The 18,114-nt window shown below is 42.2% G+C and carries 12 protein-coding genes; 2 read left to right on the top strand and 10 right to left on the bottom strand.

From position 1 onward, the window contains the following. Positions 1–20: 20 nt before the first annotated feature. From DW931_RS08130 to DW931_RS08100, 7 genes are all read right to left on the bottom strand, one after another. Positions 21–3,458: an HsdR family type I site-specific deoxyribonuclease gene (locus DW931_RS08130; RefSeq protein WP_118468222.1), complete on the bottom strand. Its 3,438-nt coding sequence runs from the start codon at positions 3,456–3,458 to the stop codon at positions 21–23. Positions 3,459–3,461: 3 nt separating this feature from the next. Then, the gene (locus tag DW931_RS08125; RefSeq protein WP_118468224.1) at positions 3,462–4,601 is read right to left on the bottom strand and encodes a restriction endonuclease subunit S; all 1,140 of its coding nucleotides are present in this window, start codon (positions 4,599–4,601) and stop codon (positions 3,462–3,464) included. Continuing rightward, complete coding sequence (locus tag DW931_RS08120) at positions 4,588–6,195, bottom strand: N-6 DNA methylase (protein WP_118468226.1); 1,608 nt, start codon at positions 6,193–6,195, stop codon at positions 4,588–4,590. The genes DW931_RS08125 and DW931_RS08120 overlap by 14 nt, the downstream gene beginning before the upstream one ends. Position 6,196: 1 nt before the next feature. Then, a complete protein-coding gene (locus DW931_RS08115; RefSeq protein WP_118468228.1) occupies positions 6,197–6,418 on the bottom strand; it encodes a helix-turn-helix transcriptional regulator in 222 nt (73 codons plus the stop codon). Positions 6,419–6,564: 146 nt separating this feature from the next. Continuing rightward, a complete protein-coding gene (locus tag DW931_RS08110) occupies positions 6,565–8,268 on the bottom strand; it encodes a relaxase/mobilization nuclease domain-containing protein (RefSeq protein WP_243036932.1) in 1,704 nt (567 codons plus the stop codon). A gap of 5 nt (positions 8,269–8,273) precedes the next feature. Further along, positions 8,274–8,627: a plasmid mobilization relaxosome protein MobC gene (mobC, locus tag DW931_RS08105; RefSeq protein ID WP_118468232.1), complete on the bottom strand. Its 354-nt coding sequence runs from the start codon at positions 8,625–8,627 to the stop codon at positions 8,274–8,276. A 386-nt stretch (positions 8,628–9,013) separates the two neighbouring features. Continuing rightward, positions 9,014–9,409, bottom strand: coding sequence for a hypothetical protein (locus DW931_RS08100; RefSeq protein WP_118468234.1), 396 nt, complete (start codon positions 9,407–9,409; stop codon positions 9,014–9,016). Between the two features lie 282 nt (positions 9,410–9,691). Between DW931_RS08100 and DW931_RS08095 the strand changes: the two genes are divergently transcribed. Both DW931_RS08095 and DW931_RS08090 read left to right on the top strand, forming a co-directional pair. Next, positions 9,692–10,276, top strand: a complete 585-nt coding sequence (locus DW931_RS08095; protein ID WP_118468236.1) for a helix-turn-helix transcriptional regulator — start codon at positions 9,692–9,694, stop codon at positions 10,274–10,276. A 186-nt stretch (positions 10,277–10,462) separates the two neighbouring features. After that, entirely contained in the window at positions 10,463–11,713 is a 1,251-nt protein-coding gene (locus DW931_RS08090; protein ID WP_182426642.1) for a site-specific integrase, read from the top strand. A 161-nt stretch (positions 11,714–11,874) separates the two neighbouring features. On the opposite strand, the gene guaA is transcribed toward DW931_RS08090, so the two are convergent. The 3 genes from guaA to DW931_RS08075 form a co-directional block, all read right to left on the bottom strand. Beyond that, a complete protein-coding gene (guaA, locus tag DW931_RS08085) occupies positions 11,875–13,416 on the bottom strand; it encodes a glutamine-hydrolyzing GMP synthase (RefSeq protein WP_107000558.1) in 1,542 nt (513 codons plus the stop codon). A gap of 667 nt (positions 13,417–14,083) precedes the next feature. Continuing rightward, positions 14,084–16,936: an excinuclease ABC subunit UvrA gene (gene uvrA / locus DW931_RS08080; protein WP_118481917.1), complete on the bottom strand. Its 2,853-nt coding sequence runs from the start codon at positions 16,934–16,936 to the stop codon at positions 14,084–14,086. Positions 16,937–17,236: 300 nt separating this feature from the next. Further along, on the bottom strand, positions 17,237–18,040 hold the full coding sequence (locus DW931_RS08075) for a formate/nitrite transporter family protein (protein WP_182427373.1): 804 nt from the start codon (positions 18,038–18,040) through the stop codon (positions 17,237–17,239). Positions 18,041–18,114: the final 74 nt, after the last annotated feature.

The following is an 18,114-nucleotide window of genomic DNA, read 5'->3' as shown; positions in this document are numbered from 1 at the left end:
TCCTAGAAATAATACTTCATTTAATCTTTTCCATATTTTGCCGAATCTTCCGCAACCTTCATCACCCTATACTCTGGCTCATATTGATAAATCTTTGCAGAATTATCTACTTCATTTCCTATATCTTCTGTTATGGAATACTCCTCAAAATTCTCCACCTGTTCCATAACTTTATTGAATACTTCCGGACTATACTGTGGTGGATAACCATTCTTCACCAAGCAGATTTTTATATCAAGTTTTAATTGGTTACGAACATTCTGATTATTGAGCCAATCAGCAAATGAGGATTTTGTATCAATAATATCCTTTATCTTCTTAGCTAATGCTTTACATTTATCATTGACTGCAACACCATCTACCTCTTTATCTGTTCCGTACTCAAAGTTATATTGGTCACGCAGAGAAATCAAAATATCATAGAATGCTTTTTCCTCAAATGTTAAGCCAATTTTTCGAAAACTCTCTCTATTTTCGTTCATCTGACGAAGAATAGCTAAAGCCTGTTCCGTTGCAATCTTAATGATATCCTCTGATGCCTTTTCCTGTGTCTCACCGGCTTCTTCAGCAGTAAGATGTTTACGTCTTTCATGATATTCTGCAATCGTCTTTTCCAACATTTCCTGAAATGATTTTGCAGCTAACTGATTAACTTTTCCATATTCCTTAATTTGTTTACGGAGCATTTTCACAAGAAGTTCCAATTTAGTTGCTGGCATTTTGACATCAGATAATTTTTCAAAATATTCCGGAGAAAAAATATCTTCTTCCTCTCCGCTTTCAAGAACACTTTCCACCTGATTATATTTTAATGCTTCTTCAACCATCTTTGAAACTGCACGATTCATCGTATCAGTGTCTACTTCACTTGTTCCGCTCATCTTACGAACAAAACCTGCTATAGCCATAAAGCATTGTGCAAGTGCAGATTCTTCTTCCCCAAGATAACCGGAAGGCTGACAAATATCAAAAGCTGCCCTCATTCGTTTTACTGTCTTTAAAAAATAGGTTTTAAATGAAACCTTCTGAGTCCCCTTATTTCCTTCTGTTTGTAATTTCTGCGTTGATGCAAATACATACTCGGCAGCTTTAGCAAGAAGTCTGTAACGCTCGATAGGAGCACAATCTGGATTTAAGAAAGGTGATAAATCATAATCACTAAACAGCGTTTTTAAAATTTCTAACTCTTCCCTGAACACTGATGTAGCCTGTTCGACATCATCAGATGTAGGTGCAACAGAAGTATCTCCACCATAAACCTTCATTGCTTCACGCATATTGTTGCGAATGCCGATATAGTCAATTACCATACCAAATTGTTTTCCAGGATATTTTCTGTTTACACGACTAATCGTCTGTATCAACAAATGCTTCTTAAGAGGCTTGTCATTATATAAGTATGTAAGACAAGGAACGTCAAAGCCTGTAATCCACATATCTACAACAATAACAATATGGAAGTTTGATTTTTCCTGTTTAAAAGCAGCGTCTAGTTCTTCAGAACGCTTATCATTCTTAACACCGCCCAAATAATTATACATATCTTTTTCATCGTTACTACCAACACTAGACACCATTGCGATAAATGGCATTGGCTTCAATTCTTTCAATTCTTCTTCGGTTACAGCAACTCCGTCAGGTGATTTCTTTTCTTCAAACCATTCTGGATATTTATCCTTGAATTTCTGAAGTAACGCATACGCAATCTTTCTGTTTGAACAAACAACCATTGCTTTCTGTATTCTATCCGGATCACCTGCACAGGAAGAAATATAATGATCATGAATGTCTGTAGCAAGACGTTCTAATCGTGAAGGTTCTCCGAGAATTACCTCCATAGAACTCATTGCTTTTTTACTTGCTTCGATATCCTCATATGTTGCACCATCATTAGCACATTTTTTATAGTAATCTTCAATCTCTTTTACTTTTACTTTATCAAGTAAAACCTTTGCAATACGAGGATGATATTTGATAGAAACAGTCAATCCGTCTGCAACTGCCTGATCCATGGTATATCTATCAATTTCATCACCAAAAGTCTGATAAGTCTCTGCAATAGGAGTACCGGTAAATCCAACAAAAGTAGCCTGTGGGAATGCTTCTTTCAAAACCTTTGCGTATGGCTTTGAAACCATAGCTTTCATATTTTCATCAGCATCCTTGCTGAATTGAATCTTCTTAGAATGTTCAAGCTGAGTTCTGTGTGCTTCATCAGAGAAACATATAATATTCTGTCGGTCATTAATAAGACCGATTTTGTCATCTTCCCGGTCGCAGAACTTCTGAATTGTGCAAATGTAAAAGCCGCCACTTTGCCTTGCGCCAAGTTCCTGTCTTAACTGTGCTCTGTTTTTTACAACAGCTACTTCACCAAGGTTCAAAAATTCCTTACTCTTTGTAAAAAGCTTTGCTCCCTGCTTTTGAAGTTCATCTCGGTCAACAATCAGGATAATTGTCGGTGAGCCGATTTCCGGTATATCTGTACAGCGAAGTGCAAGCTGACGGGCAAGAAAAGCCATAGTATATGTTTTTCCGAATCCTGTCGCACCAAAATATGTTCCACCTTTACCGCTTTTTTGAACAACAGAATTAATAATACTTTGCCTGAGTAATCTTGCAGCAAAAAACTGTGGATAACGACATACAATTTCAACTTCGTCACTATCGTAAATGCTATCTTGAAAATAAATATAATCTCTGAAAATCTCTAAGAATCGCTCAGGTGCATAAACACCCTTTATCATTGTTTCGGTTTCTTCAAAAGGCAAAGTATATACTGCATCACCATCATTCACACGCCTCCATGCATAAAAATGCTCATAAGGAGTATGGACTGTTCCCAGTCTTGTTTTAACACCGTCGGAGATACAAGCCAAAGTACAGTAATGCAAAAGATGTGGAATATCTCTCCAATAGCGGATATTAATTTGCTCCCACGCATCATAAATGGTCGCATTTGCATCCGCAGGATTTTTTAACTCAATAACACACAGTGGCATACCATTTACAAATAAGAGTACATCCGGTCTACGATTTTCTTTCTGACCGTTGTTTGTATATTCCACTGTGAACTGGTTTACTACTCGAAAAATATTCTTATTGCTATCTTTTTTAAAATCGATGAGAGGTATCATCCTTGCAATACCATCTTGAGGTGTAAACTGAATGCCATTAACCATCCAGCCATAAACCTTATGCAAGGTAGCAAAGTCACTTTCGCTTCCGACAAGTCGAACATTATCAAAAATCTGAGTCACCTCATCTTCGGTTAAATCTGGATTTGTATCGACTATGAACTTCTTGAAATCATCAGCAATCAGCACATCTCTCTTGGTTACGCGAGAAATGTTGTTACCAGAAGAATATATCCAGCCCTCAGTCTCCAAAAAACCAATGAAGGCATACTCATATTCCGATTCACAATAGTAACCATTGTATTCTTTTAACCTAGCCATAGATTACGCCTCCTTTGTTTTTCTCGCCTCTTCGATAGAACCCTTAATAAGAATCGGGCAGATATCTTTTATTTGCGCTTTGAGTTTTTCGTTAATCTCTTTACGCGTTATATATGCTTCGTGTATCTCCACAATAGATTTCTGAATCTCCAAATTTGGTATTGGAATCGATACATCTTTCATGTCCTCAAAACTAAATGTTTCTCTTGCACTCCCCCATGAATGAAAACGAGCATAACGATCAAATTCAGCTCTACAAAAGAATAAAAACAAATACTTAGGAAGTAGCTTAGCACTATCAGTTTGCATTACAGTTGATATTGAGGATACCAAATAGTTCTCATCTGACTGATTCAAGGCTAGCGACATTTTATCTGCTCTTCGCGAAGTGTCAGAAATAAAAGCAATCATCCCAGGCTCTACTACTTTATAATTATTCAGAGAAACTCCATCCATATTAGCTTTAGTATTTATAAATTCTTTACTTGTTGCAATTCCTCTTACAGAATCTAAAGTCAGACCACCTCCATTTTTCTGATTAAATTCCTCAATATACGCACCAATAATCTCACAAGGCAATTTTCGTCCTAAATTTTCAATATACGCATCACAAACCAGTTTTAAATCCTCCAACCCACGCTCATAGCTTTGCTGATTTGCAAGCATAGCATTGTAAATGTCAACATACTTTTGCTGAATTGGAAGTGGTGGGAGGTCGATTTCTATATCACACATATCTTCCCAACTAAAAGTTTCTCTTGCAGACCCCCAAGAATTAAATCGTGAATAACGATCAAATTCAGAACGATTAAAAAACATAAATAAATAGTCGGAAAGGAGTAATTCTGGATTACTTACATAAAAAACGGTATATATTGAGGAAATCAAAATATTGCCTTCATTTCTATTAAATGCAACAGCAATCTTATCACCACGCCTTGAGGTATCTGCTACATAAGCAAATTCATTCTCTTTAACTATCTTATACGATGTTAAGCTAACTCCATCCATATTAGCTTTAGTTTCAATGAATTCCTTACCTGTAGAGATTCCCCTAACATCATCAGCCGTATATTCTTCATCGGTATTTCGATTATCACATTGTTCAATCAGTTTCCCAAGTTTATATTTAGTCAATTCCATAACCAATCCCCCTAAATGCATCTTCCAGCATCTGCTGGGATTTCTTTTCCTGCGCCAAAACTTCTTTCATTTCCGCCTGAATACGAGCCATTTCCTTTTCATAATCTATATCCAAATCACGGTCAATAAATTCTATATATTTGCTCGGAGTAAGTGTCCATCCCTTGCTTTCAATCTCATCAATACCCACACTACGACAAAGTTCAGGCACTTCATAATTCGTACCATCAGTGCCTTCGCTCTGCCATGTATGGTATATGTCTGCTGCTCTTTCAATCTGCTCCGTTACCAAACGTACCTTCTTTTTGTTCTCGCCTTTAACTGGGTTTTCCCTCCACTGACGTAAATCCATAAAAAGAATTTCATGTTCACGATTACGAAGATTTCTACCGTGATATTTACCGCCTTTTTTATTCTGATTCAGTATCCAAAAGGTAACACTGATATCAGTAGTAATGAACAATTCTCTAGGAAGAACAATAATAGCTTCCACCTTATCTTTCTGAATTAATTTTTTACGAATTTCTAAAGTGTCACTGTCGTTTAATGCACCATTTGCAAGAAGAAAACCGGCAACTCCGTCAGCTTTCTTCAAATGCGAAAGCATATGCAGAATCCAGGCATAGTTAGCATTACTTTCCGGTGGTGTTACATAGTCTGTCCAACGAGCGTCATTTTTTAAATTGTCGTTATACCAGCCTTTAAGGTTAAATGGGGGATTTGCCATTATATAATTAAAATACAATCCCTTATGCAAGTCATGAGTGAATGAAGAATCAGCTTCATCACCAAGATTATGGCTAATTCCTCGAAGTGCAAGATTCATTTTTGCAAGACGATATGTTGCTGGTTCTTTTTCCTGACCATAAATATTGATGCCATTTAAGTTTCCCTGCTTTGACTTTACAAGTTCAGCACTCTGAATAAACATTCCTCCCGAACCACAGCAAGGGTCATATAAAGTGCCATCATAAGGCTCAATCATAGTTGCAATCAATTGAACCACGTCATGCGGTGTATAGAATTCTCCTTCTTCTTTTGTTGCATTTACTGCAAATTCTTTAAGAAAATATTCGTATACACGACCAATAAGATCCTTCTCTTCGCCAAATGCCTTATGGTTGATTTTGTTTACCTCATCAACAATTTTCTTTATATCATTGGCAGCTAGATTTCGTGCAATAAATGTTCCTTTAACAAAACACCCCTTTAATTGTGAATCTTCTTCCTCGAGTCTTTGCAAAGCAGTATCAAGTGCAACATTTAATCCCGGAGCCGGTGTATTAATGATTGTCGACCATCTTGCTTCTGGTGGTAAATTATATGTTCCATCTGCGAAAGTAGCATCATCAAAAAAGGCTGCTCTTATATTTTCATCTTCCGGGTCTAATCCCTGTTCTATCAGCGTTTGCTTTAACCTTTCAATTCCGTCTTCATACTTTTCTCCAATAAATCTTAAGAATACAAGTGTAAGCATCATATCTCTCTTTTCAAAGAATGAGCCTGAGTTACGTGCCGCACGTAGGTAATCCCTACAATTAAATAAAATACTATCTAAGTTCAATGCTTTTTCAACTGTTTTCTTCTTAGCCATATTACTTTTCTTCCCTTTCCTCATCTGGAACGAATTCCATAATGTCTTGTATCTCACAATGCAATACGTTACATACTTTTTCCAATACTTGTGTACTCACATGTTCATTCTTCCCTAGTTTTGCCAACGCATTTGTTGTAATTCCTGCCTGGTCTCTAAGGTCAACTTTCATCATATTTTCATCTATTAATCGTTTCCATAATTTATTGTATCTGATTGCCATTATTAATCCCTTTCATGACATCACAACTATTTATTACTTCTTTAGTATATCATTTGAATTATTCTATTTCAATCTCAAATTGATTTTTTCAATCTGTAGTATATTTGACCTGCTCCACCTATCCTAATAGAATAAGAGCAGAGGAATCATCTCCCTCTTCCCTTATTCCACAACCTATTTTCGGCCTTTACTTTATCAGCATTTCTAATAACACACTCATCGTAAATTCTCTGAAACTCCTCATAAAGCTCATCTCCGTCTAGTTTTATCCCCAGCCTTTTCATTACATCCGAGAACAACCTTATGCTTCCACTAACATCAGCAATATCAAATCCGAATATATCAGCCTTAACGGAATCACTGACATTCTCATAATCACCAAGTTCTGATATTTTCTTAACAATCCAACTTGCTTTGCCCACAGGCACAGTTTCTTTTGTTCCCCCAAATTCACTTTTACCCGTTATATTAGTTTGCTCCTTCTGCCCATTTCCATCATTATGAATATTGGCAGAATTCATTCCCGTTACATTTATATCCGGATAAACAACTGCTCCTGTTACTTTCTCAACCTCAGTCTCTTCTTCCATCCCCGGTATCTCAATTTCCCTATCACCAACAATCTCCTCATCCTCCGATACCACATAATATGCCGTATACAAATCCTCTTGCATAATACCTTCCACAAGCTGTATCTGCCTCTTAATTTCCCTTTTCTCCTGCTTCAACTCGTCCAGTTCTTCCTGCACTCCCACATGCCATATCTGATACTCGCGATACTGCTCATCCGTCTTAATCTTCCGTTTCCGGCTAGAACTTTCTCTGTATATCTCATGCTGTCTGTTCTCAATCTGCTGAATCTTTTCTTCCTGCTGACTTATGAAATCCACAAGCTCCACAACACTTTTGATGTCATTATTCACAAGCAGCAGATATTCATCCTGTAACTGATGAAACCTCTTCAAATCCTCTGTGTACTTTGCTCCACCAACTACAAAGCGCTTCTGCTCTACAATCCTTAACTGATACAGCTTTGCATAAAATCGTTTCTGGTATGGTGATAGTTTCTCCCTATGCAATCCTCTAATATCCGACGAATAAAAATAAGGCTTTGCCATCCAAGGCATATCCACATGATGTCTAAGCCTATCCTCTGCAAACATTTCATCCATCTTTGCCAGACTATGATAATATCGGAATCCCGGTGCCTGCACCTCCATCCACGCATCTTTCTTGAATACATATCCAAGTCTTTTCATCAGATATTTAAAATGCTCCACATTCCCGGCAGCATATGCACGCATCTTAGCATCTCTGAGAATTATCTCTTTCATTGACATTTCCTTTTCCCATTTGTCCCTGCTGATATTCTTTGGGTTTCTGCTGTACTCTGCCGGCATGACGGAAAGTCCCAGCTCATCACAATATTTATTTGTAATAGGCTGGAGATGATTTTTCCAATTGTTTTTAGGTGAATTGTATTTCTTACCGGTTGTCATGCTGACACTGTTCCAGATCAGATGCCCATGCATATGTTCCCTGTCAGTATGGACTGCATACACCGCCTCATAATCATCACCAAGCACATCCTTTGCGAAATGCTCGAGTACATACATTGCCTGCTCTGCTGTTACTTTTTCCTCCGGTGAAAACGATATAATCACATGATAGCCCTGCCTTTTACCTGTCTTATGAAATATATTCTTTGTCTCTTCCATCTGCTCAAATGCTGTATCCGGCAGGCAGTTAATACCGCCCACCAGTACACATTCTTCTGTCTTATCCGGATTCTGAATATATTCCAAAGCATTCTTCAGGTGCGATGCCGGATTTCTGCCTTCCGATTCCATGATATTCAGGATCTTTGTAATCGCCATATTTCCAGCACTGTTTTCTTTACATCATCCAGACCGCTCTGCAGTTTATCAATATCGCTGTAATATAACTTTCCCTGTGAATTGCCAAGCTTTACTGCCTGATTAATATTATTTGCAATACCGGCAATAACACGGATTACTCTTGCCCTGTCCTCTGGATAACTTGTATCTATATTGCCACCTGTCCGTATTAATTCTCTTATATAAACACTTGCTGTCATTCCTGTCCGTTTAAGTGCCTCTTTTAGAATATCCATATCTTTCTCCGACAGCTTCACAGATACCTTATAATCTTTCCTGTCAGACTTGTATCTTCTCTTTCCATCTGCCATGCGTTTCTCCCCTTTCGTAGTTTTCTAATGCTGTATCAAACCAATCTCTTTTTATCTGTACCATTGCTTTTCCAACCTTTCTTAAAAATGTGTTCATAGGTTTTGCAAGATGTGGAAAAGGTCGGACCTTTTCCCGAAAAAATATAAACGCATCAGCGTTTACACAGTTTTCCGTCTTGGCAGGAGCACCTGCACCCTGTATATAATATGTGGTGGTTAATATCCCACCACAATTACTGATATGGTGGCGTTTTTTGCCATCATTTTACTGTTTTAGTGGCGTTTTCCGCCACCACTTTTCCATTTTGATGGCACTTTCCGCCACCATGACTTTTTTCTCGCTTATCTGAGTGGTGGCGCTTTTTGCCCCCACTCGCTGGATTCACCTATTCAGTTGTCTCTTTCACCATTACATCTGCATCCAACATCACATTTTCTGCTATCTCAGCACCATCTTCCGACAATTCATTTGTTTCAGGCGGTATATCCACTTCATCCTGTTCACTTATCACAGAATCCCCAACTGCCGCTTCATAATCCATTTCTTCTACAACCTTGCTTCGGTTACGCTGTGGCTCATAATCCGGATTGTAATAATCTTCGTAACCATAGATTTTCTGTTCAAAGTACTTCCTTGGACATTTGCCCCGCATGGTGAAATAACCTTTTGCCTCAAGCTCTGCATTATATTCCTTTATAATCGCATATGCCTTTGTCATCCCGATACCAAGCATCTGGCTTATCTCACCTGCATCTATGAATGCTTCCTTTATACCCTTCATGCAGCTCCTCCTTTCATAAATTGTTATTTTAAATACGTTTTTTCACAAAGTCACTATCCTGTTCTTTATCTAATCCGCATTTCTAATTCGTGTTTATCTTAATATCCTTTTCAAAATTTGTCAATAAAATTTTTTGTAATTACGCACTTGCAATTCGTTTTTGCTTATGATAAAGTAATCTTACAATCATAAATAAGTCACTTACTGATACGTATTTCATTTATTATCAATCTTATACGCATCTTTACAACGGACTATTTCATATAAAGGAAGGTGGACAGAATGACTAATTCTCATTCCATTAAAATCACTATGTCTTCTCCAGAAGAAATCGGGAAGGCAATACAGAAACAGCGCAGAGCACAGAAGATTACTCAAAAAGAGTTTGCACAGCATCTTGGTAAATCAGAACGCACTATCCAGAAATATGAGTCTGGTGAAATACTAATGAAGATAGATGTTTTAAAACAGATTGCTAATGAATTAAATGTTCCATGGCAGGAGCTTTTATCTCCAGAAGATAATAATATTCCCAAAGATAATACGACTACTAAATATCCGGCATATGAATTCCACACTATGTCAGATGTTATCAACGCTCTCTTTGCCATAACTGAACTTACTGATTTTTCATTTGAGCTGACCAACACCAAACCTCCTGAAAATCCTGAATGGACTGCCGGGATCAAGGTTAATGGCAAAGGCAATGGAAAATATGATGCAGACTTCTGTCTCTTTATGGAAAACTGGATAGAAAAGAAGAATATGCTTCAGACAGGAAAAATTTCAAAAGAAAAGTTTGATTCATGGAAATCAGATATGTTGGCATATTATAAGGATTCCAGACTGGATAATGAAGCCGATTAAAAACTGAATAATTGCAGGCTTACACCTTTAGTAAAGAAAAAGCTCCGGCACACTCCTTCTCGCAAAAGGAATAACCGAAGCTATGTAAGTGATTGACCCGAAGGCTTTATAATCACCCTGAACAAGTAGATTATATCATAGCCTTTGATGATTGCACAACAATTTTACAAAAAGGAGATGATATTTATGCCAGCTTACAAAGATGAAAAAACTGGTAAATGGTTCGCCAAGTTCTATTATACGAACTGGCAGGGAATCAAAAAACAGAAGTGGAAAAGAGGCTTTGCCACCAAAAAGGAAGCCTTAGGATTTGAAAGGGATTTTCTGGAAAAACAGTCTGCCAACCCTGACATGACATTTCAAAACCTTTATGAAATTTATATGGAGGATATGGTTGCAAGACTTAAGCAGTCAACTCTTCTGACAAAAAAGGCGGTACTACAGACGCATATTCTTCCATTCTTCGGTAGCAAGCCGATAAATGAAATCAAAGCCTCTGATGTACGAAGATGGCAGGCGAAGCTTATGAGTTCGCCGAATAATTACTCCCAGACCTATCTGAAAAAGATTAACACGGAGCTTAACAGCATCATCAATTACGCCAAGCGTTTCTATGACCTTAACACCAATCCCTGCAGCAAGGCAGGCACCATTGGAAAAGCAAAGGCTGAGGAAATGGATTACTGGACTTACGATGAATATATTGCTTTCCGTGAGGGTGTAAAAGACAAGTCGCTATCGTATATATGCTTTGAAGTCCTGTACTGGACTGGTATGCGAGAAGGTGAACTGCTTGCTCTATCACCTGTTGATATTGACCTTGATAACAAGACAATATCCATCAACAGAACATATCAGCGGATAGAAGGAAAAGATGTATTTACATCACCTAAGACAAGAAAAAGTAAGCGAAAGATTCCGATTCCGGATTTTCTCTGCCAGGAGCTATCAGACTATATCCAGTCAAGGTATATGCTTGACGCAGATGAAAGGCTGTTCCCGGTAACAAAATCATATCTCTCACACGAGATGATAAGAGGTTGCAAAAAAACAGGTGTAAAGAAGATACGAATCCACGATATCAGGCATTCGCACGCCAGCTTACTTATTAATCAGGGCTGTGATGCGCTGATGTTAGCAGACAGGCTCGGACACGAGAAAGTATCCACAACACTTAACACATACTCTCATCTGTTTCCACATAAACAGCAGGAGCTTGTGCATAGTCTGGAATCATTGCAGGCGACAGATTCGCCAACACCTGAACCACCATCTGATAACCCTCTGCTTAAAGCAGCAGGTATCACATGTGAAGTGTCTCAGACTCAAGACAACGGCTCAGATGTAACAATCCGACCTCAGTTTGGACCTGCGTTAGTACCACCAAATACCGCATCAGGGAAAATCATCCAGATGCCACAAAGAAAGATCATATAAAAGAAACCCAGCAGTCATCAGGGTTTCTTGCTATTAAAGTTAATGACAACCAACTGAAAACGATAGAAAAAGAGTAGTTGCTATTAGTAGCAAATTAGTAGCAGAGCAAAAGAAAAAGTCTCGGAATCCGCTTGTTTAGCGGATTCCAAGACTTGTGGCTCTTATTCAAACTCAATCGTAGCCGGCGGTTTCCCCGTACAATCATACAGTACGCGGTTTACACCTTTTACCTCATTGACAATTCGGCTTGTGACTTTTCCAAGTACTTCCCACGGAAGTTCTGCGGATTCTGCGGTCATGAAGTCGGATGTGAGGACGGCACGAAGTGCGATGGCATAGTCATAGGTTCTGACATCGCCCATGCAGCCTACGGAACGCATATTGGTCAGGGCTGCGAAGTACTGACCGAGTGTGCGGTCGATACCTGCTTTTGCGATCTCCTCGCGGTAAATAGCGTCTGCATCCTGTACGATGCGTACCTTCTCTGCGGTTACCTCACCGATGATACGAACGCCAAGTCCCGGACCCGGGAACGGCTGACGGTATACCAGATTTTCCGGAATACCAAGCTCCAGACCGGCGCGGCGGACCTCATCTTTAAACAGCATACGCAGAGGCTCGATGATCTCCTTGAAATCTACGTGTTCCGGAAGTCCGCCTACGTTGTGGTGGGACTTGATAACAGCGGATTTTCCAAGACCGGACTCAATCACATCCGGGTAAATCGTACCCTGTACGAAGTAATCTACTTTGCCAATCTTCTTTGCTTCCTCCTCAAATACGCGGATGAACTCTTCGCCGATGATCTTACGCTTGCGCTCCGGATCGGTTACACCTGCCAGCTTATCGTAGAAACGCTGCTGTGCATTGACACGGACGAAGTTCAGCTTGTACGGACCGTTCGGACCAAATACTGCCTCTACCTCGTCACCCTCGTTTTTACGAAGCAGACCGTGATCGACGAATACGCAGGTCAGCTGGTCGCCGATCGCTTTCGCCATCAGGACGCCTGCTACGGAAGAGTCTACACCGCCGGACAGAGCCAGAAGGGCACGACCATTTCCTACTTTTTTACGGATTTCTTCGATGGATTTCTCTACGAACGCATCCATCTTCCAGTCACCTGCACAATGGCAGACACTGTATACGAAGTTATGCAGCATCTTGGAGCCTTCCTGTGTATGAAGTACCTCCGGATGTGCCTGGATGCCGTACCAGCCTTTTTCTTCATTTTCCATACCTGCAATCGGGCAGACCGGAGTATGGGCTGTCACACGGAAACCTTCCGGCATCTTGGAAATATAGTCGGTATGGCTCATCCAGCATATGGTCTTCGGGGATACACCCTCATACAGCTTAGATGTTGTGTCTACCTCTACCTCAGTCTTTCCGTATTCGCTGACCGGTGCTGTGGCAACCTCGCCACCTAACAGGTAGGACATCAGCTGTGCGCCATAGCAGATACCCAGTACCGGGATTCCCAGATCAAAGATTTCCTTTGAACATCTCGGAGATTCCTCCTTGTATACACTGTTCGGTCCGCCGGTGAAAATGATACCCTTCGGGTTCATCTCTTTGATTTTTTCCAGCGGCAGGGTGTAAGGATGAACCTCACAATATACGTTACACTCTCTTACTCTTCTGGCAATCAACTGATTGTACTGTCCGCCAAAGTCCAGTACAATGATCATCTCTTTCTCCACGAGTATTCCTCCTATAATTTTATGCTGCGATCCGTACTTCATCAACTTGTAGCTTCGAATCAACTTCCAGGATTTATGGTCACACGCTTGCACAACATGTGAACTGTAACAGTCATACTGCTGCCGCAGGTAATCACTCCGTTCCAGCCCCATCGCCGCCAATCGAAAAATAACCGGTCGCAATCTGTTCAGCAGCTATACCACGTTCTCTTCCTGTCAATTCCTGTAACTTTTATTATAAAATACCCGGCAATTAAAGACAAGCCATTTTTACGGTATTTTCAGGCACTTTTTTCAGAAAAATGCTTTTCGATTCAATTCAAGTCGAACATCCGTGAGACTTGGCGCGTGATTCTGGTCAGCGAAGCATCGGCAAAATCCGCTACCAGTATGATATCGTACGGAATTTTCAGTGCAGAAAATTCCTATCCGCAAGTAAAAATGCATATTCTATGCAGAATCACTGCGCATCCTCGCGGAGCGTTTATCTCAATCGGAGACCTAACTCCCACTAAGACAAATTTGTTATTACTCGCCACCTAAAGAGGTGGGGCTTCTCAACTGAGAGCAAAGGATGAGAATTATTATACTATTTGCATTGTGCAGATATGCACACCCTGCGCTTTCATATCGGTAATTGAATTGCCGAGGATTCCCGCTTATTGTCCTAAACATTTAAATATTTCTTCACATACTTCCCCGTATACGATCCCGGCGTCGCTGCCACCTCTTCCGGTGTTCCTTTCGCAATCACGGTTCCGCCGCCCTCGCCGCCTTCCGGTCCGATGTCGATCAGGTAGTCAGCAGTTTTGATGACATCCAGGTTATGCTCAATGACAACCACGGTATTTCCACCATCCGACAAACGTCTTAATATCTCAATCAGACGGTGTACATCGGCAAAATGAAGTCCCGTAGTCGGTTCGTCCAGAATATAGATCGTCTTGCCGGTTCCACGCTTGCTCAACTCCGTCGCCAGCTTGATTCGCTGTGCCTCTCCACCGGACAGCTCGGTGGATGGCTGTCCCAGACGGATATAGGAAAGTCCTACATCGTAGAGTGTCGCAATCTTCCGGTGTATGGACGGCACATTTTCGAAGAATTTCATCGCCTCCTCGACCGTCATATTGAGGACATCATAGATGCTTTTCCCCTTATATTTGACCTCCAGCGTTTCCCGGTTATAGCGCTTGCCGCCGCAAACCTCACACGGCACATAGATATCCGGCAGGAAATGCATCTCGATCTTGATGATTCCATCGCCGGAGCACGCCTCACAGCGTCCACCTTTTTTATTGAAGCTGAAACGGCCTTTATTGTAACCTTTAGCTTTCGCATCGGTGGAAGCGGCAAACAGATCGCGTATCAAATCGAATGCCCCCGTATAGGTCGCCGGATTGGAACGCGGTGTCCGTCCGATCGGAGACTGATCGATCGCGATGATCTTGTCAAGCTGCTCGACGCCCTCAATGGACTTATGTTTTCCCGGAATCGTGTGTGCGCGGTTCAGCTTCTTTGCCAGCGCTTTATAAAGAATCTCATTGACAAGTGAGCTCTTTCCCGAACCAGAAACGCCCGTCACGCAGGTCATCACGCCCAGCGGAAATTTAACATCGATATTTTTCAGATTATTTTCTGCCGCTCCTCTGACAGTAAGCCATCCCGTCGGTTTCCGCCGCTCGGACGGCACCGGAATCTGAATACGCCCGCTCAAATATGCACCGGTAATCGATTTTTCATTTTTCATGATCTCTTCCGCTGTGCCGATCGCCACGACCTCGCCGCCGTGTTCGCCCGCGCCCGGACCGATGTCCACGATACAGTCTGCCGCGCGCATCGTGTCTTCATCGTGCTCAACCACCAGAACTGAATTTCCCAGATCCCGCAGGTGTTTTAGGGTATCCAGAAGCTTGTCGTTGTCCCGCTGGTGAAGTCCGATACTCGGCTCGTCCAGAATATATGCCACACCGACCAGACCGGAGCCGATCTGGGTTGCCAGGCGGATTCGCTGCGCCTCGCCGCCGGACAGCGTGCCAGTCGCACGCGACAGGGAAAGGTATTCCAGACCGACATTGATAAGGAAGCTGATCCTCGCCCGAATCTCTTTCAAAATCGGCGCACCGATCGCCTGCTGCATCGGCGTCAGCTCCAGCGCATCGATAAATTCGCGGAATTTGACGATCGACATATCGGTCGCCTCGAAAATATTTTTCCCGCCAACCGTGACTGCCAGAGATTCCTTCTTTAATCGCTGCCCCTTGCAGGCTGGACACGGCGTGATCCGCATAAATGTCTCATATTCCGCCTTCATTGAATCAGAGAACGTCTCACGGTATTTGCGGTTCATGCTCTGAATCAGCCCCTCAAAGGCAATATCATAAATTCCCTCGCCACGCTGTCCACGGTAATACACCTTCACAACCTTGCCGCCGGTTCCGTAAATTAAAATATCATGGATCTCCTTCGGATAATCTTCAAACGGGGTATCCAGACTGAAATCGTATTCTTTTGCCAATGCATTTAAGATCGCGCCGGAAAAGCTCGTTTTGTCCGTGCAGGACTGCCATCCCATCGCCGTGATCGCACCCTGATTGATGCTCAGGCTCTTGTCTGGAATCATCAGATCCTCGTCAAACTCCATCTTATATCCCAGACCGAAACAGTCCGGGCACGCACCAAATGGGTTGTTGAAAGAGAAGCTGCGCGGCTCGACCTCATCCACGCTGATACCGCAGTCCGGGCAGGAAAAATTCTGGCTGAACGTCAGGGTATCGTGCTTTTCTTCGCCATTTTCATCCCGCACCGCCGTATCGGTCAGCATCAGACCATTGGAGAGACCCATGACCGTTTCAATCGAATCCGAAAGGCGTTTCTCAATCCCCGGCTTGACCACCAGGCGATCGACCACAATCTCAATATTGTGCTTGATATTTTTATCCAGCGTGATCTCCTCGGAAAGCTCGTATAAGCTGCCGTCCACCCGCACACGGACATAGCCGCTCTTCTTTGCCTGCTCCAGCACTTTCTCGTGGCGTCCTTTCCGCCCGCGCACGACCGGGGCAAGAAGCTGGATCTTCGTGCGCTCCGGCAGCGCCATGATCTGGTCAACCATCTGATCGACCGTCTGGCGGCGGATCTCACGACCGCACTTCGGGCAATGCGGAATACCGATCCGTGCGTACAAAAGACGCATATAATCATAGATCTCCGTCACTGTGCCGACCGTCGAACGCGGATTCCTGTTCGTCGATTTCTGGTCGATAGAGATCGCCGGGGACAAGCCCTCGATGCTCTCGACATCCGGCTTTTCCATCTGACCTAAGAACTGACGCGCATAGGACGACAGGGACTCCATATACCGCCGCTGCCCTTCAGCATAGATCGTGTCAAATGCCAGAGATGATTTACCCGAACCAGAAAGTCCGGTCAGGACGACCAGCTCATTTCTCGGAATATCAATGGAAATGTTTTTCAGATTGTGCTCATTGGCACCTCGTATCTTTATATATTGCTTCGCCATATCTGTACCTCAATTATCATTGACTCTGCTCTGTTTTATCATGTCGCTGCTGACTTAATTTATAGTCATTATAGTCACAGTCTTCCCTGTAATTATGCTTAGTATAACACATTCCAAAAGTCTTTGCAAACATTTGTTCTGTTTGATAAAATTGAATCAGCTAAACATAGATATTCCTTGGGAGTAGAAGTCAAACTTTTCATCAATTCTAATACAAAAAGGGCACCTCCGCCCGGCTCCAAACCTAGCATGGAGACCAGACAAAAATACCCTTTCGCCCTATTTCATTTTTTCACGCATTCATTTTATTTCACGATTTTTCGTTCCCCGAAGATACACCAGCCAGTATCCGCCTCCAATCACCAGCATCCCGCCGATCATATTTCCGATCGTAGCCGGAATCAGATTATTGAGAATAAATGTTCCGATCGTCAGCCCTTCCGCTGCCAGACCGTACTCGCCCATGATCATCAGCCCCGCCGGGATGTAAAACATATTGGCGATGCAATGCTCGAAGCCGCAGAGAATGAAAATCGCCACCGGCGGATAAAGCGCCAGAATTTTGCCAGATACCTGCTCGGAGCTCATCGCCGCCCAGACTGCAATACAAACCAGCACATTACAGAGGATCGCACGGCACAGCACCTCCGGCAGAGTCAGGGTCACCTTGGAAACGGCTGTATTCAGAAGAACCTGCGCCAGATCGCCACCGTACAGGCTTGGAATATGCCCGTAGACAAATAAAACCGCCACAAAGATCGCGCCAATCAGATTTCCCAGATAGACAAACAGAAGATTTTTAAACAGCCCGCCCACGGAAATCCGTTTCTGCAGCGCCGAGATCGTCATCAGGCAGTTCCCAGTGAAAAGTTCCGCCCCGGTGCAGACCACCAGCGCCAATCCTGCCGGGAATACAAGTGCCGAAGCAATCCGCGATGCCGAGGCATTTGTCATTGCTGCCGAGGCGACCGAAGCCCCCGCGCCTGCCAGCGCGATGAACATTCCGGCGAAAAAGCCGAGTATCAGCATATGAGACACCGGAAGTTCCGCCTTTTTTCTGCCCGTCTCCACATAATTTTCTGCAATCTGTTTCGATGCAATCATAGATTTTCCTCCCATCAGCCTTTCTATGTCCAAAATTCATTTTTCAAATTCTTCCTTTTATCTTCTGAATTTCC

The organism is Clostridium sp. AM43-3BH (assembly GCF_003479985.1).
Taxonomy (GTDB): domain Bacteria; phylum Bacillota; class Clostridia; order Lachnospirales; family Lachnospiraceae; genus Otoolea; species Otoolea fessa.
The sequence above is the reverse complement of the archived record's forward strand: the minus strand, read 5'-3'. Positions and strand labels throughout refer to the sequence as shown.

Coding starts and splice junctions, on each gene's coding strand:
- DW931_RS08130 (WP_118468222.1), bottom strand. CDS start 3,458: ATGGCTAGGTTAAAAGAATACAATGGTTACTATTGTGAATCGGAATAT.
- DW931_RS08110 (WP_243036932.1), bottom strand. CDS start 8,268: ATGGAATCGGAAGGCAGAAATCCGGCATCGCACCTGAAGAATGCTTTG.
- DW931_RS08120 (WP_118468226.1), bottom strand. CDS start 6,195: ATGGCTAAGAAGAAAACAGTTGAAAAAGCATTGAACTTAGATAGTATT.
- DW931_RS08095 (WP_118468236.1), top strand. CDS start 9,692: ATGACTAATTCTCATTCCATTAAAATCACTATGTCTTCTCCAGAAGAA.
- DW931_RS08125 (WP_118468224.1), bottom strand. CDS start 4,601: ATGGAATTGACTAAATATAAACTTGGGAAACTGATTGAACAATGTGAT.
- DW931_RS08090 (WP_182426642.1), top strand. CDS start 10,463: ATGCCAGCTTACAAAGATGAAAAAACTGGTAAATGGTTCGCCAAGTTC.
- mobC (WP_118468232.1), bottom strand. CDS start 8,627: ATGGCAGATGGAAAGAGAAGATACAAGTCTGACAGGAAAGATTATAAG.
- uvrA (WP_118481917.1), bottom strand. CDS start 16,936: ATGGCGAAGCAATATATAAAGATACGAGGTGCCAATGAGCACAATCTG.
- DW931_RS08115 (WP_118468228.1), bottom strand. CDS start 6,418: ATGGCAATCAGATACAATAAATTATGGAAACGATTAATAGATGAAAAT.
- DW931_RS08100 (WP_118468234.1), bottom strand. CDS start 9,409: ATGAAGGGTATAAAGGAAGCATTCATAGATGCAGGTGAGATAAGCCAG.
- DW931_RS08075 (WP_182427373.1), bottom strand. CDS start 18,040: ATGATTGCATCGAAACAGATTGCAGAAAATTATGTGGAGACGGGCAGA.